The sequence below is a fragment of the Pseudomonas entomophila genome, assembly GCF_018417595.1.
In the GTDB taxonomy this organism is placed as follows: Bacteria; Pseudomonadota; Gammaproteobacteria; order Pseudomonadales; family Pseudomonadaceae; genus Aquipseudomonas; species Aquipseudomonas entomophila_C.
Window position 1 is genome coordinate 2,037,939 of sequence record NZ_CP070982.1, and the last position, 15,430, is coordinate 2,053,368.

Annotated in this window: 14 protein-coding genes and 1 pseudogene; 7 read left to right on the plus strand and 8 right to left on the minus strand. The window is 50.6% G+C overall.

Annotated elements, in window-relative coordinates:
* Nucleotides 1–99: 99 nt before the first annotated feature.
* The 4 genes and pseudogenes from JYG34_RS09030 to greB (JYG34_RS09045) all read left to right on the plus strand — a co-directional run.
* Nucleotides 100–1,506 (plus strand): transglycosylase SLT domain-containing protein, encoded by a 1,407-nt coding sequence (locus JYG34_RS09030; RefSeq protein ID WP_213660368.1) that lies wholly within the window; start codon nt 100–102, stop codon nt 1,504–1,506.
* Between the two features lie 111 nt (nt 1,507–1,617).
* The gene (locus JYG34_RS09035) at nt 1,618–2,052 is read left to right on the plus strand and encodes a DoxX family protein (protein WP_213660369.1); all 435 of its coding nucleotides are present in this window, start codon (nt 1,618–1,620) and stop codon (nt 2,050–2,052) included.
* A gap of 223 nt (nt 2,053–2,275) precedes the next feature.
* Entirely contained in the window at nt 2,276–2,584 is a 309-nt protein-coding gene (locus JYG34_RS09040) for a hypothetical protein (RefSeq protein ID WP_011533128.1), read from the plus strand.
* Nucleotides 2,585–2,674: 90 nt separating this feature from the next.
* Nucleotides 2,675–2,821: pseudogene (greB, locus tag JYG34_RS09045) on the plus strand (transcription elongation factor GreB); the annotation flags it as partial.
* Between the two features lie 148 nt (nt 2,822–2,969).
* Here greB (JYG34_RS09045) and greB (JYG34_RS09050) read toward each other — a convergent pair.
* The 6 genes from greB (JYG34_RS09050) to JYG34_RS09075 all read right to left on the minus strand — a co-directional run bounded on the left by greB (JYG34_RS09050) (nt 2,970) and on the right by JYG34_RS09075 (nt 11,715).
* Nucleotides 2,970–3,473 carry a transcription elongation factor GreB gene (greB, locus tag JYG34_RS09050; protein ID WP_213660370.1) on the minus strand — a complete coding sequence of 168 codons (504 nt, stop codon included), beginning with the start codon at nt 3,471–3,473 and terminating at the stop codon, nt 2,970–2,972.
* Nucleotides 3,474–3,502: 29 nt separating this feature from the next.
* Complete coding sequence (gene gmtX, locus JYG34_RS09055; protein ID WP_213660371.1) at nt 3,503–4,093, minus strand: gamma-mobile-trio protein GmtX; 591 nt, start codon at nt 4,091–4,093, stop codon at nt 3,503–3,505.
* A gap of 4 nt (nt 4,094–4,097) precedes the next feature.
* The gene (gene gmtZ, locus JYG34_RS09060; RefSeq protein WP_213660372.1) at nt 4,098–8,204 is read right to left on the minus strand and encodes a gamma-mobile-trio integrase GmtZ; all 4,107 of its coding nucleotides are present in this window, start codon (nt 8,202–8,204) and stop codon (nt 4,098–4,100) included.
* 29 nt (nt 8,205–8,233) lie between these two features.
* Nucleotides 8,234–9,592: a gamma-mobile-trio recombinase GmtY gene (gene gmtY, locus JYG34_RS09065; protein ID WP_213660373.1), complete on the minus strand. Its 1,359-nt coding sequence runs from the start codon at nt 9,590–9,592 to the stop codon at nt 8,234–8,236.
* A 168-nt stretch (nt 9,593–9,760) separates the two neighbouring features.
* Nucleotides 9,761–11,149, minus strand: a complete 1,389-nt coding sequence (locus tag JYG34_RS09070; protein ID WP_213660374.1) for a DEAD/DEAH box helicase — start codon at nt 11,147–11,149, stop codon at nt 9,761–9,763.
* Nucleotides 11,146–11,715 carry a hypothetical protein gene (locus JYG34_RS09075; RefSeq protein ID WP_213660375.1) on the minus strand — a complete coding sequence of 190 codons (570 nt, stop codon included), beginning with the start codon at nt 11,713–11,715 and terminating at the stop codon, nt 11,146–11,148. The genes JYG34_RS09070 and JYG34_RS09075 overlap by 4 nt, the downstream gene beginning before the upstream one ends.
* A 102-nt stretch (nt 11,716–11,817) precedes the next feature.
* Here JYG34_RS09075 and JYG34_RS09080 point away from each other — a divergent pair, with 102 nt between their 5' ends.
* Together JYG34_RS09080 and JYG34_RS26630 are read left to right on the plus strand one after the other, a co-directional pair.
* Nucleotides 11,818–12,039: a helix-turn-helix domain-containing protein gene (locus JYG34_RS09080; RefSeq protein ID WP_213661138.1), complete on the plus strand. Its 222-nt coding sequence runs from the start codon at nt 11,818–11,820 to the stop codon at nt 12,037–12,039.
* Nucleotides 12,040–12,215: 176 nt separating this feature from the next.
* Entirely contained in the window at nt 12,216–12,482 is a 267-nt protein-coding gene (locus JYG34_RS26630) for an antitoxin Xre/MbcA/ParS toxin-binding domain-containing protein (RefSeq protein WP_213660376.1), read from the plus strand.
* Between the two features lie 557 nt (nt 12,483–13,039).
* Here the strand turns inward: JYG34_RS26630 and JYG34_RS09090 are convergent.
* Together JYG34_RS09090 and JYG34_RS09095 are read right to left on the minus strand one after the other, a co-directional pair.
* A complete protein-coding gene (locus JYG34_RS09090) occupies nt 13,040–13,645 on the minus strand; it encodes a hypothetical protein (protein ID WP_213660377.1) in 606 nt (201 codons plus the stop codon).
* 625 nt (nt 13,646–14,270) lie between these two features.
* On the minus strand, nt 14,271–14,828 hold the full coding sequence (locus JYG34_RS09095) for a hypothetical protein (RefSeq protein WP_213660378.1): 558 nt from the start codon (nt 14,826–14,828) through the stop codon (nt 14,271–14,273).
* A gap of 191 nt (nt 14,829–15,019) precedes the next feature.
* Here JYG34_RS09095 and JYG34_RS09100 point away from each other — a divergent pair, with 191 nt between their 5' ends.
* Nucleotides 15,020–15,424 (plus strand): hypothetical protein, encoded by a 405-nt coding sequence (locus JYG34_RS09100; RefSeq protein ID WP_213660379.1) that lies wholly within the window; start codon nt 15,020–15,022, stop codon nt 15,422–15,424.
* The last annotated feature ends 6 nt before the right edge of the window (nt 15,425–15,430 follow it).

Here is a 15,430-nt window from a genome sequence, read left to right on the forward strand (position 1 = left end):
TCAAGAACTTCAAACGTTTGCCGTTGTCTTTTGCAGCCATTTATCAAGGATCGATCACAGCACATGGTGCTCGCCAACCCCTTTCGGACCCTTTCCCCCATGCTGCGAACCTTGCTGATCACGTTTCTGGTGTCCGGGGCGATCACGGTCGGGCCAGCCCATGCCGCTCAGCCGGGGCCTCAGCAGCATGTGCCGGCCAGCCAGGTGCGCGACTTGGAGCAGGTGCGCTCAAGCAAGGTGCTGCGGGTGCTGGTCAACCAGAGCCGTAACAGCTCCGGCGAGGTCAAGGGCGAGCCGGTGGGCGTCGAATACTATCGGTTGAGGTCGCTGGAGCACGCCCTCAATGCTCGCGCTGCCGATGGGCAGGATATCCGGCTGAAGATCATTCCGCGGGCCAAGGAGCAATTGATCGGCGCCTTGCAGCGAGGCGAGGGGGATCTGGCAGCTCCCGGCGAACTGCTCGATCCGACCCAGGTACTGGGCGTCGAAGCCAGTGCGCCGGTGGTGGACCAGGTGCCCTTGCTGCTGGTCGGGCGCAAAGGCGACCGTAGCTTCAGCCATGTCGAGCAGTTGTCCGGACGTACCATCGCCTTGACCAGCGCCAGTGCCGCAGGTGCGGCGATCCAGGTCATCAACCAGCAGCTGCAATTGCGCAAGCGGGCGCCGATCAAGGTGGAGTGGGTCGACCCGACCCTGGCGGTGGAAGACGTGCTGGAAATGGTTCAGGCCGGCATCTACCCGCTGACCGTGGTCGAGCGGCCGATCGCCCAGCGCTGGGCGCGGGTGATGCCGCGCCTGCGTCTGGACAGCAAGGTGGCGCTGGCGCAACCCGGGGCCATGCGCTGGTATGTCCGGCGTGACGCGCCCCAACTGAAGGCCGCAGTCGATCGCTTCCTGGCCGGCTACCGGGCGCCGGAGAACCAGGATGCCGCGTTCGAACGCATCTACCGGCGCCAGTATCGGGTGCACAACCCGCTGGCCAGCAAGGACCGCCAGCGCCTGGCGTCTTTGCGCCCGGTGCTGCAGAAGCATGGTGGCGACCTGCAGATCGACTGGCTCAACCTGGCGGCCCTGGCCTACAAGGAATCGACGCTGGATCCTGCCGCAAGGGGCATGGGGGGAGCCCATGGGCTGATGCAGATCACCCCGTCGGCAGCCAAGCGTGTCGGGGTCGGCAACACCGCCACGGTCGACGGCAATGTCCAGGCCAGTGCGCGCTACCTGGCCATGATCCGCCGTCGCTTTTTCGCCAGCCCTCAGCTCAACGAGCGGGAGCGCATGGCGTTCGTCCTGGCGGCCTACAATCTCGGCCCGGAGCGGGTTCAGGCCATGCGCGCCGAGGCGCGGCGGCGCGGCCTCAACGGCAACCAATGGTTCTTCCAGACCGAGCGTGTCGCGATGGAGCAGGTCGGTATGGGGCCGGTGAACTTCGTCAACAGCGTGAACAAGTACTTCCTGGCGTTCAATCGCGAGCGAGCGTCGCTCGAGCGGGTGGCGAAGCGCTAATTAATCGAATTAGTCGATTTTAAAGTCGCATTATTTGCGATTTTCTTATCTGTTGATTTGATTAAGATGGCGCTCATCCAACACACACCTGCTCACCCAAGGAAGCAAGAAATGAACAACTCCCTCAAAGCCCTGTTTGCCACCCGCGCCGGTTACGGCCTGAGCGTCGTGCGTATCCTGGTCGGTGTCATCTTCATGGCCCACGGCGCCCAGAAACTGTTCGGCCTGTTCGGTGGCTACGGCCTGGAAGGCACCGGCCAGTGGATGGAGAGCATCGGCCTGGCGCCGGGCTACTTCATGGCCCTGCTGTCCGGTAGCGCCGAGTTCTTCGGCGGCCTGGCCCTGGTGATCGGCCTGCTGGCCCGCCCGGCGGCGCTGGCCCTGACCGTCACCTTGGTCGTGGCGATTTTCTCGGTGCATATCGGTAACGGCCTGTTCATGTCCAACAACGGTTACGAGTTCGCCCTGGCCTTGCTGGCCGGTACCGTGGCGGTGCTGATCGAGGGCGCGGGCCGCCTGTCGCTGGACCGACTGATCGCTCGCTGAGTGACCTGAAAAGCGCACGGGGCCTGACGGCCCCGCGCGCTTTTCATTTCCAGCTTGTAACTTGAAGCTTCAGCCTCTAGCATACGGACTGCGCCGATTTAAACAGCTACTTGCGGGGCGCGGGAGAAGCCCCCGGTGGGTCATCCGAAATACCGCTAAAGCGCTGGTTCGGTGACGCCTCCCACCGCTGCCCAGCGGGTTCAGCGAGGCGGAGAGAGACTCCATGAGTTGCCCACGTACCAGTGTCTGTTTGACCCCCCTGGCCAAGAATCAGGCCTCCCGCACCCCGCGCATCCTGCTCGGCGGTCAGCATCAACCCACGCTTTTGCGCAATCTCGACGGTTTCTCCCGCCGCAAAGGCCAGGCCTGTGCCTTCCTCATTCAGTTCTCCGATACCTGTGATCAGCTCGATCAGTACGGCAACGACCGCTTCGACCTGGCCGTGATCCCGGCCCCTGCGGCCGAAGATGCCGCCGAAGTCATCGGCCAACTGACCCGCATCGCTCGCCAAGGCCTGATCACACGCCCTTGAACAGCATGTCGGCGCAATGCGTTTTTCGCTAAGCTCAGTCACTCGGTGGGCGCCCTGGCGCCTGCCGCGGATGCACTGAGGAGACAGTCGTTGAGCACCAACATCATCACAACGGAAGGTCATGAAGCCCTGAAGAAGGAGCTCGACCATCTGTGGCGGGTCTATCGCCCGGAAATCACCCAGAAGGTGACCTGGGCGGCATCGCTTGGCGATCGCAGCGAGAACGCCGACTGGAAGGTAGAACCCCATGATCGTGTACTATTCCGTCTTACACCTTGATTTTTCAGGTTTTTCGGAATAGTACTATACTCTTGCCCCATACTATTTAACACTGGTCATCATTGCAGTCTGGTCTTGACATAGTAGGGGCCGATTCGGAAGCACCTCAGGGTTTAATGAACCGAGGTGCGACTTCCGCGGCGATGTACTCAATTTCGGTGACTTCCCAATAGGCATCGCCAGTTGGAGTCCGTACAACAATCTCTTCCCCTACACGCTTGCCAATGCACGCTCGTGCCATCGGCGAGTCGATAGAGATGAAGTCTTTCCTATCGTAGATTTCATCAGCACCTACAATGCGGAATCTCTTGCTCATATCTTCTTCGTTGACAATGGTTACCCAAGCTCCGAAAAATACCTTACCTTCCTGAGTAGGGGAATATGGAACTACGCGAAGATCTTCGATCCGCTTACGAAGGTATCTTACACGGCGATCTATTTCCCTCAGCCTTTTTTTGTTGTATTGGTAGTCAGCATTTTCACTTCTGTCGCCCAAAGACGCAGCCCAGGTTACCTTTCTGGTGATCTCTGGTCGCTCTTCGCGCCAGAGCCAATCTAGTTCATCTTTCAAGGACTGATAGCCAGCTTCAGTAATAAGATTGGTAGCCATTTTTTGCCTGTTATTGATTCAAAGACCGGTCACAATGCCTTGAGAGCTTTCTGTATTGCATCAAGGGTTCCTGGGCGAAAAACTTTTGCTCCCTTTTGGTCAATCAAGTCCCCGTGCTTGCCCAGTGAGCAGCCCCATTGTAGCCTGAACTCTTCGGACATTAAATACAGTAGAGCTCTGCGTTCTATATTCGTTAACTTATTTTCGACCGAAAATGGAGTGCGATCATCTACCCTGATTTCCAGGTTGGGTGGCATAATTTCTCTAAGGAGACTTCGGAGGCGATGGTTCTCAGCCTCTTGCGCGCGCGCTAGAAATTTAGTCTTACCATCTTTTATCGCATCTATCCAATCTGGCGCTGCTCGTTCTTGATGAATTGGACCGGCTGCCTCTTTGAATGCCAGTATTAGCTCGCGATATTCTCGGCCGGAACTATTTCGCATGCTTTGGGCGTTTGGTACTCCGTTATTAACTCCAGTGCGTGCAATAGTCGAAAATGAAAAGTCTTTTTCATTATTCGATAACAGCTCGGTGCATACTTTGTATACTGCGTCTAACGTACGCTGTTTTCTTAAGCTGCAGTTCTGCTTCAGTTTATCCAAAGTTTCCGATGGTGACATGATTTTAAACCTGAGGTAAACTATTGCCTTTGTTCATGAAGACTTCACTAATCTCTTTAAGTGAAATGCTCTCAAGGCCAACCAGTTCAGCAAGCCTAAATCTTCCTTCGATTAGTGAGTCAATTCGTTCCCAGCTTCTGAGTCTGGATATCAATAATCTTGCGATTTGATTGCCAACCAAAAGTTGCTGATCTTTGTTCAGTCTGAACATTCGCTGCGGAGATTCATTGTTTTCTAGCATTTTGTCCAATAGTTGCGATCTTGCCGTCAATGCGGAGTTGGCCGAGGCGCATTCATATATCTCGGCATTTTCGCAAACCTCGCTTAACTGATGAAAGTGAGTGGTTTCCTCAAGCGCGAGCCTAAGTTCGTGACCCTCCTGTACAATAAGCATGAGTGAGTCTTGTGGGGTCGATTCGGATTTTATAATAGTCACCTGCTCGATCTGTTTTATAAGGCTAGCGCTAGCCTGTACATCACAAATCAAGACGTCAAGCTTTTTAGCTGCGCTTTCCGCTTCGGCAAGCACTTTTCGATGTTTGACTTCTAGTCCTAGGTCTCGACCCTCAAAGTGCCCTCCCGACTTGATTAATTCATATTCCAGTTCGTCATGGTTGTCAATTTCAGATCTCAGCTCTTCAGCTTTATTTTGAAGTTCATCATATCTTGCAAATTGAAGATTTACTTCCAGTGATATTTCATTGCCCAAAGCTAATAGGCCACCTATGAATGCAGGTCCGGTTACGAAGTGGCGACACCTTATGCAATTCTGACTACCTAGGTATCCGGCCGGTACTGGGTGCCAGATATCACCTTTTCCGAGCGAACCTCCGTCATCGCACCTAGCCCCAGCATATGGACAAAAACCGTAATCACGAAACAAATAGCTGCCAGGAGACTTTTGTCTGTATATTAATTCAAGGGCATCTTTGCTGTTTGCTACTAACTGCCCTTTGATTTGGTCGATCCTACCTTGCTCAATCATACTCTGCGCAACAAAGGCTTGATTTTGTAGTGCGTGTTTCTCACCCTCAGTAAATCGACGCTGCAGTTCAACGCTACCGATCTTTACATAGTACAAATTCATGACGACTGAAGAGTGGCCAGCAATCTTCATTGTGATCTCAATTGGTAGCCCGAATTCATGGACGTAGGCTGTGATAAGGCTTACCCTCATGCTGTGCGGAGTGTATATAGAAGAATAGCAGGTTAGTTTTTCTTTTGGCCCTGACAGCGTAGCTAAAGGTAAATCCCGAGGCTGCGAGTGATACAATGCGGCTGCAAGCCGTGGGGTTAGTAAATTTGTCGGCGATCCTGGCTCTTCAGCACCAAAGAGCCGAAACAAGAAGCAGTTGGCACCTTTTGCAATGCGCTGGCTTTCATTTAAGTTAGTTCGAGTGCATTCAATCCACGGCATCGGACGCGATATTGGATTATATTTTTCCTGCCACCGACGGAGTTTAATTATCCACGGAATCAGATGAGGGGGAAACCATGGCACGCTATAACCCCTGTATCCAATGCTAGTCTTATTGCTCGTGACGAACATGCCGCAATGGTCGCCAGGGTAACGTTTTATGAAGCCCTGATCTTTTGTTATTCCTGCAAGCGGGGCTTCGTTTTCAGTCCAGACGACCTTGCCATCATGACAGACGGGAATGTAAGCGTCGCCTTCGCCTGAATCGCAATATGCAATTTGCCTACCTCTGGACGGGACTGAAACGAGGGTAAGTACTTGCATCCAATACATCGGGAACCAAGCTTTAAACTTCCCGCCAATCCATCGTGTGACTAGATCGGGATCATTACGATCTAAGGGGAAAGCATCAACATCAATCTCGACCCAGTCGGCATCGAAACTATGAAGGTGGGTTAAATCAGAGAAGCTGGTTGCAGTGTCTGGAGCTATCCATTTTTGCACGGCTGCAACATATTGATAAGCCAAAGCTAGTTTGGCCGTTTCACCAGGACTACTGTTATTGGCCGAGGCTGAGTATTCGATTTCACTACCACGTAATGGATTGCTTATGCCTTCTGCAATTATTAGCTCGCCGGTTTCGTCATCTTCAAGCGTAAAATCCTCACGTATGATAAAGCGCAGGAATTCGTTGATTGCCATGACGAAGCTACGTCTATTGGGTTCTTGAATTGTAGCGGTAACATAGTTTTTAAAGTGTTGTAGGTCTGTGTGTTTGTTTGAAAGAAACTCTCCGGGCGTTGTTCCCAATCCATTTGCTTGTATATAGGTTGCCAAAAAGCGGCAAATTGATATCTGTTTTATTCGGCCCCCGCGAGCCTCTTTTTTGAAGCGATTTAGATCTTCAAGCCACTTCGAATGGTCAGGGTCTACAGAGCTTTCTGAAAAAGGTTCCGCCTTTCCGAGAAAAGCATATGAGGTGGTCCATTCTCTATGGTACACCTTATCTGGAGTGCCTGGTAATCTATTGTCTCCTGAAGACTTTACATATTTTTGATACTCTTTTATAGATGTGAGATTAAGAGGGTGAATGATATTTATTGTTTCATCGTAAGTGTAAAATGTCCTGATCGAGCATAGATCGTACCAGCTTTTCCATTCGTCTTTAAATACCCGTTCAGGGTGAGCGGGCAGAGGTGGATATTCTTTATAGCGATTCCGATAATCCTGACTGTCTTTTATGTCAAGTTTAATTACCGCTACCCTAATGTCATCAAGGCAATTGTAGTTGAGGGGCAATAAGAAATGGATCCACGATTTCCATTCGCCCTTGAATTGTTCTGGGTTGCTTGGAAGTCGTGGGTCTTTGTGGTAATTGAATTCGTACTGCCGTTTTGTGCTAATGCCCAACCTTTGTGCTGCTTCGCGAACCTCATATAAAGTGTCATACTGTTCAGTTAGATCTAGATAGTCCTTCCATGATGTCCATTGATCCGGATAAACACAAGTTGGATCTCTTCGCAGGCGCCAGTCATGTTTAAATCTATTGTAATAGTCTTTTCGTGAGTGACATTTCATGTTGCGGGCTGCAGATCTCGCTTCATCAAATGTATCATATGCATTTCTTGTTTTACCTGGGTGGAGAAATTGGACCCATCCCTCCCATTGGTCTTTGTATTTGTATTTGGGGTCAATAGGTAGTTTCGGGTCCTCTTCGCGGCGATTGAAATATTCAGTTGAGTATTTAATGCCCAGGGAAACAGCCGCTGCAGAAGCTAACTCATAACTTTCATAAGGTGGGGTAGAGTGACTTGTTCCCAAGAAGTGATTCCAGTTCTGCCACTCGGGGTAAATAGTGCTAGGGTTTGCAGGAAGTTTTGGGTCTTCCTTATACCTTTTTAGCGTCGTGTATTGGTGGTAGTTATTAATGCCGAGCGCCAACGCAGCTCTGCTTGCTGCGCTGAGCGTTTGGTAGAAATCTTTAGATCTACTTCTGCCGATGAATGCTGACCAGCCCATGAAATCTGGATAGAAGCGCATGTCGCTCGGGAGTTTTGGGTCTTTAAAGTGGTCGGTCTGATATTGGGCTATAGTCCAAATGCCGAGGCGAACTACGGCCTCGCGTGCTTCTTCAAGTGTTAGATATTTCTCTACAGGCCGTTCACTCCCACAAAAATCGTACCATGAGAGCCATTCGCTGGCGTAATCAATATAAGGATTGGCCGGTAGCATGGGATCTTCTTGCCAGCGAAGTCTGTAGGCTCTGCTGTTTTTGATTCCGAGCTGTCTGACGGCAGCTTTGGCCTGTATCAATGTTTGATATTTTTTCGATGGCTTTCGTGTGCCGCACAAGTCGTACCATGAGCTCCACTCATGCGCATATTCTAGTTCGGGATTGGATGGTAGTTTCGGATCTTTCTTGTAGAGACGATGATATTCAACGTTGCTTTTTATGGAGAGCTGTATAACTGCGATTCTAGCCTCTGCTAGTGTTGGGTATTTCTCAATTGGTTTTTTATTTCCGCATAACTCGTACCATGAAATCCATTCGCTAGCATAAACTTCATTTGGGCATGCCGGGAGCTTCGAATCCTCTTTTCGACGAAGCCTATAGTCCGTGCTATTTTTAATGCCGAGTTTCTCAATTGCGACTCTAACTTCGGCTAAGGTTTGATATTTGTCCGCTCTCGGCATTTGATCTCGCCTCAAATGGAAGTATGTGTCTATTCAGCATAGACTGCTTTGTGGCTTGCTGACATTTTTTCTCGTATTTCTTCATGTGTTGGTTGAATATACACCAAGCAAGAATCTGGACTTTTATGGTGCATTGCTTTCTGGATTTCAATTTGATTAAATCCGTGTTCTCGTAACCTGTACCCATAGCTGTGTCGATGCCCGTGCTCACTTGTGCCAACTATTTTTCTGTGCAGTAAGCCAATTCGCTCGACAGCAGATTTGTGCAGGCGTTGAGCATTTTTTAGCGTTTCAGGCTCTCCCTGTGAGTTTGTGAATGCATATGGGTGGTCTTGGGCCGGATTTGGGTCAACGCGCTGATGTTTTAAGTATTGGACCCATATATCCAAGAACTCTGCCGCTTTATGGGTAGGGAAGAATTGAACAGAGAAGTAGCCATCCTTGTTGTCAAGTACTGGGTTCTTCCATCCCAAATGCAGTCGTTCTGATTTCAGGTATTCAGTTCGAGGCAATAGTCCGTAGTGTACTGCCAGAAATTGCTTTCTGTTAAGATATTGCTCGTCAGGTGACTTCCCACTGGATGGATGATAAACCCTTACAATGGCATCGTTATTTTTTGTGTCTAGAATAATATCTGACAAGTAAAGGTGCAGTGCTTCAGACTTACGTAACCCTCCATAGTGCATCAGCAGCGTTAAAGCCTGGCCCTTGTAGTCAGGGATCGGCATGTCGAAGTTTTTGGCGTTTGGAACAATAAATCCCTGCTTCAGCAAGAGATCAATTTTGTCTTCAGGAAATCTTTTTGCAGGTGCAATGTTTTCAGGATGGCGCTGTGGTCCTTGTACTTCGCGAATGGTGCTTAACGCTTCGGCGTGTTTGCCCGGATCCACAAGATGATTCAAAAAGATTCTATTTCGTTTGTGATGAAAGGCGCACCAGTTCATTCGCTGTTCCGTAGAGGTGGCTTGCCTGAAAGGATTTGCGGTTTTTATTTTGAAGTCGCTTTGGCGCGTAAGCCAATCCGTGTAGTCTGTAACTAGGAACAGGAGGTCTGAACAGTGTTCGCTAGATCTTGGTAGCCAAAAAAGGTGGGAGGGATCTTTTAGGGTTTTTGGATCTACTGTGCCTTCTACTAGCGCCCTTACAAATGATGCGAGAAGCTTTGTTGTTTGCCTGAATAAACCCTTGTTAGCATTAATGTACTCTATTAGTAGCTTGATGGCTTGCGTGGACTTCTCTTTCCAGGACGAACTCTTCTTGCTGTGATGAGCGAGGTAGCGAAGGTGTGATATTAATATTCCGCTTTCGGTCAATAATGCAGGGAGCTTTATGGTTCGGCCGGTTTGGTCGTTTTGGTAAAGTGCTTTAATTTTTATGACGTAAGCCATTGCAAATACCTGGCAACTATCGTTTGGGTGATGTGCAGGTTCGCTTCGCGGTTTTCTGAAACCCATTGAGAGCGAGTGTGCACACAGCAGTACTCATAGTCTAGTATAAGTCGTGGTATACGCAATTGAATCGGTTTGTTGGTTCTATAGGTTCGCTCTCGTCTATTTTTATAATATCTCTAATAGCTCTGATCGAAACTGTGACGATACGCCCAATTCGTATGTCGTGGGCGAGAGCAAGCGTGGAACAGTTACAAGGTAATCCACCTTGGACGGCAGATCATTATCGGATTTGAAAGTCGACCAATTATCGATGTTATTGTTTTCCCAGCCTATTAAAGCTTTTTGCTCCTCAAATCGGGGTGCTGTCTTCCTGCTAACAACAGCTAAGTCTTGAGGCAGATCCTCGGAGATGCGGCGCGAGTAATCTATAAGTGAAGGTTCAGCTATCACAAACAACCATGCTTGATCATCATTGATCCCCGTTCGCCTAAGAATTCTACCTAGGACCTGGCGGTAATGCAGTTCAGTCCGAATGCGACTAAGATAACAGCATACTTGCAACCGTGGAATGTCAGTGCCTTCGCTAATCATGCCGACCGCAATAATCCAGCAGCCAATACCGGATCTGAACTCGTTAATGTTATCTTGCGCGCTACCAGTTTTTGTCGTAGCTACGCGGCAGTTTTCGCCACGGCTTAGGAGCTTGCTCTCGATTAACTTCGCGTGATTAGTGTCTGTTGCAACGATAAGCCCAGCAGCAGATGGGATTCTTTTCCTCAGTTGGGCTAACTTTCTACAGCCTAGATCGAGCATGTGATCTATTATATCTTCATTCCAGAGGATGTCTTCGAAGCAAAGGGGTGAGCTGTCAAGCAAATGAGCAAAATTATCAAAATTAGATACTTGTCGATTTTGTTGTTTTTTTTGGATCAACTGCAGATTATGATTGTCAATCAAGGTTATTCTGGGGGATCTGCAAACACTGTCGACAATGGCTTGCTGAAGTCCATAGCGATAATTGCAGGTCAACGTTCTTGTCGGCGCTGAATACCGCCCTAGTGCAATAGCCTTATCATCTGTTCTCCAGGGCGTGCCTGAAAGTGACAAAGTGAATGTCGCTTGATTTTGTATTTTGGATATGATCGTCGATCCCCAGGTGTTGCTGGTTTTAAGATCATAACCTGCACAGTGATGAATTTCGTCAAATATAGCAAGAACCCGATACTGTTGGAATAGTTCCCAAAACTCTTCACCTTTCGCATCCATGCCTTGGTAAGTACAAGCATCACCAATTGCTCCAACATATCCATCCATTCGACGCCCAAGTATTTTTGAGAGCGTATTCCGGAAGCCATCGACTACTTGGCAGGAAGGTGCGAAGCACAGCACGAGATCGATAGCGTTTTTGTTGAGCAGCTCTTTTGCCAACTCACCAGCCATTCTCGTCTTGCCTGCTCCTGGCGTTGCTTGGCAAAAGAAATGTTTATTTACCAGGAAGTGCCTTAGTGCTCTTTCGATACATAATTTCTGCCACTCTCTTAGAATGCTGCTCATTCAATTCCTAGTATTTTCAGGGTTTTTTCAACCGCTTTAAGATGACCTAGCAGGCGGGAGCTACGATCTCTCGCTTCCACATAATCGTTTTCCAGCTTCGAGTGAAGGTGTGGCAGGTCATCCAACAGTTGCTTGTATCTTTCCGCTTCGCCCATTGAGGTGAGGAAGTCCAAACGAGTTTCTTTGACCATTGCCTGGAGTCGTCGAGCTGTGTGCTCGTTGGTCGACACACCTTTTTCGGTGTCGATCGCAGGTACTGCAGTGCGAGGGGCGACGGATTGATACCCCTCGTCAATCAAGCGGAGGGTGATTGACGCCGGCAGATTCTGGAGGTGATAGAGCTGGTCGCGGCCGCGCTTTTCTGGGTCTCGTACTACCCATTCGATCCTTTCGAGGCGGAGGATCTGCCTGAAAATATAGCGCCGGAGATCAGAGGTATGCTCGCGAGCTACGCCAAATGACTGGGCATAGGCGTCTCGAAGGCCGCGACAGGTGAAGCTGTCTAGCTCGCCGCTTTGCAAGAGCTCGTAGACGTGCCTGTCGAGAGCGAATGAAGCCGGTTTCATACAGGCACCTAGCTAGCAGAAATACATCAAATGCGGATTATAATCCGTCGCCGATCAACTCGCAAACGCTGATAGTCCCGCCTTATGTACACCGAGGCGGATATGCAAAAGTTGGCGAGGGCTCTAGGACGCAAAGTCCGAGAGCAGAGAATGATGGTCGGCATTTCGCAAGACGCTTTAGCTTTCGCGTGCCAGATGGATCGGAGCTACATAGGGCGGATAGAGAGAGGGGAAGTGAATCTGACTATTGAGAAGCTCTACAGAATTGCGACTGAGCTGAAATGCACCCCGCAATCGCTTCTGCCCACAGGCCTATGCGACTAGGTTGCATTCGGGTTGGGTGGAGTCGAGCGGCTGACGTCTTCCTCCATCTGCATGCCTCCTTGCCCGTTGAGAAACACCGTCAAGGTGACGCTCGCTCCAAGCTTCTGGCTCCGGTCCTATCTGAGTTAACATGCTGCTTCTAGGGCTTTTTAATCTGGCCTTGAGGAGCTTTGGCAATGATAACGACTCGACTCATCGGCCCTCGCGAGGATGCTCAATTCGGATGTTGGGGCGTAGGTCAGCGCTATTACGAATGGCGAAAAGCATGGATCTTGTCCGAGGCTCAACGAGTGCTTGGACGGCGAACGCTTGCGACGCGCTGGATGTGTGAAGAATCGTTGGGCCTTGGCCGGATTTCACCTTGTACGTTGCTTGTTAGTCCTTCCGGATTTGAGCAAGTACAAGATTTTTTACTGCGAATCGAATACGGCGTTTACTGCTAAGTTTTTGTACTATTTGGATAGCTTAGGTTGACAGGATTCAGCGATAATTTCGCTTGATATTGAATGGAATTCAATCGACTTTCACCCTAGAGCGGAAGCCTAAAAAGTATCAATTTTGACTGTATCGATATTCGTCGGGCGAGAATCGTCCATTAGGGCCGAATAGCAGATGAGTCGTAAGTTGCTCCAAATACGTTATGGCTTCCGCCCGAACACAGCGTTCGTAGTAGTGGCGCTTGGCAAGCGGGATTATCGCTCGATTCTTTAGGCACAGCTTCACAAGTTCCGACAGCAAATAGCCTCGTACGTCATACCGCGCATCAACTGCCCTGATCAATGTCGAGTAGCAATCGCGGAAGAGAGGTCGTTGGATGTTGGGGCTTGGGAGTGCATATTCACTTCTCATCTTATATTCCTTGAGGCGCCATTCGGCTGTTGCGTAGGGCTGCAGGCGTCGAACGTCTCGTACGCATATGGCGGAGCGCATTCAAAAATCCGTTGGCCAGGGGCACCAGGTCTAGAATCGCCCTAAGTCCTTGCGCAGGATCTGGATACGATTATCTGCTGACACGATTCCGCCGAGGTTTTACCTTCGCTGCGGCCAGCACCTTGTCTTGTGCAGACGCTAGCAGTGCTTTCGGTGCGACACCGCCAAGATAGGGATTTTCGGACTGGAACCATGCTGCGATTGACCAGTCATCCATCCGAGCAGATAGCACCGACAACACATCGCAAAGCCCGTGAATCGGTTGGTATCCATTGCTACCGTCTAAGCCATATGTAGGGAAAAAATCAACCTTGCCCGGTCGCAGAGAAAAGATCTTCCCATTAGCCAGCAACTCATCAGGGTCTATCTCGACGCCAGGGTTGGAAGACAAGGCCAGATGAATCCACTGCTTGGCTGATATCAAATCTCCGCTTTGGAAAAGCCTAGAGCGGATTATGCCTGCAGAAACGCCTTCCGCCAAAATCGAATGGGGTACCGATTCTGCGGGGAGGAAGCAGTCGATAATGAGGTCTAGCGCTTTTTGGGGATACTCGCTCAGCCTCCACTCGAATAGGTCGTTGTACATCTGCAGCCCGCCGAGGTACGCGTCGATCGTCCTGTCTGAATTGGCCTCAATCGACAAGGTGGCAATCAAGCCCATCTTGTTTTCAGGCATGTCCGATCCAGCGGCAGGCTCGTACCTAGTTTGGATGCGCGCAAAGGGAGTACTCATAAGCACCTCCAGCTAAGGGGCTAAAGATCGCTGCATCAGAGGGCTGAAATCCACCGGGGATTCTCGCAGCGCAGATAGCAGTATGCGGCACTCAGCTTTCGAAGCTTGTTTTTCCGATCAATCGCGACTGCTTGGCTCGGTTGCGGTGGCGCAATGCCTCTATCGGCAGGTGAAGGTCTCACGAGCCCTCCCTGCGACGTTATCTAAGGTTTCGCTGGCTCGAATACGACAGCTGCTCTGTCAGGTGGACACTGTGGTCAAGATAACGATGTAACCCAAATGCTAGTACTCAAGCTTGAGCCGGATCACTCAGGTCCGCTCCATCTCCACTGGCCCATACCAGCCCTTGGCGGGCATGGTGACGCAGACGGTAAGTGACCGGCGGTGGCTGCTCGCTGACTCGTTTGCTATCCCACACCGTCACAGAAACAAAAGAGTCTTTCGGCCAAGCGCGCCAGTCGCCTTGGTCGGGACCATCGATCACTAGTAGGGGCTTGCTTAAATCGCGAGTGGTACTCAAGTTGTTCCTCCTGCCCTGGTGCATCACCATGGGGGCATCAAATGATGCTCAATGACGTGGAAAAAGCGTTCTTCCCAGCTTGGCTGCAGCCCCGACACCGTTCTGGGCCTCATTAAGAATGTCACGAGAGAAGTAGTCTGCGAGCCGTGCGCGGCTCTCTATCTCCTGCCGGATATCTTCTGGATCAATGTTTGGAAGATCCACACGATAGGCCGCGTGATGAACCAATGCGGCAGCCTGGAAAAGCGCGTCGGAAAGTCGGTATCGATCAAGTCCCAGTGCTGCGCATGCTTCGAGGATGGTCACCGCATCGCTTTCGGTTCCGCCAGTGATACGCTGGTCTGGCAAGGTGGAGTGTCTACGAAGATGCTCCACGTACTGACGTAGCGAAGGAATCGAGAGACCTATGGAGTAATGCTTAATGTACCAAGGACCGATAATGTCGATTTCGTCCAGAGTGATGGCCATTTCCTGGAAGTACCCGGCCCATGCTTCTTGCATGTCCTCATCTATGCGCTCCTGACCAAGGCTGGCTAGATGTTCGTTGAGGCGTTTGACTAAGCGGAAATAGTCGAGTCGTACAGGCGGGTCGCGATGCTCATCCATAATCAGCTCCAAGGTTGAAGTCGCCGATGAGTTTCCGCCGGTACGGTGATGGTGGTCAAGATCGCCATCAGGTGAGGCCTCCAGCACAGGCTGGCTGAGCGGCTAAAAGTCCGACCCTTCTCGCTTTCACACCTACAATCTGTCAACTGTATGCGCTCAACCGATACCACTAAGCAAGGCGGTGTATTTCTATGGATTTGATGGCACTGATTCAGCAGGCGCTTGAAGCGTCAGGGAAGCTGCGAGACCTCTCGAAAAAGCTCGAAGATGCGGACTTCAAAATGATACTGGCGGATCTTCACAGCGCCTTGGCTGATGCGAAGCTTGAGTCTGGGGAATTGAAGATGAAATTAGCATTGGCGCAAGAGGAGATAGTCAGGCTCAAGCAGGTGATTGAGCAGCGAGACAAAGGTAAGCCCACCTACAATTCTGAGGGGGTTTATACCTTTGAAGGCGAAGTCGGTCGCTTCTGCACTGCTTGCTGGGACAGCGATGAGCGCAAGATGCGCTTGACCGACCTAGCCAGCGAATTTCGATTTGTCGGTCAGTGGGAATGCCCCAAATGCCATGCAGGATATGGCGCAAAGGACGCATGAGGGCGC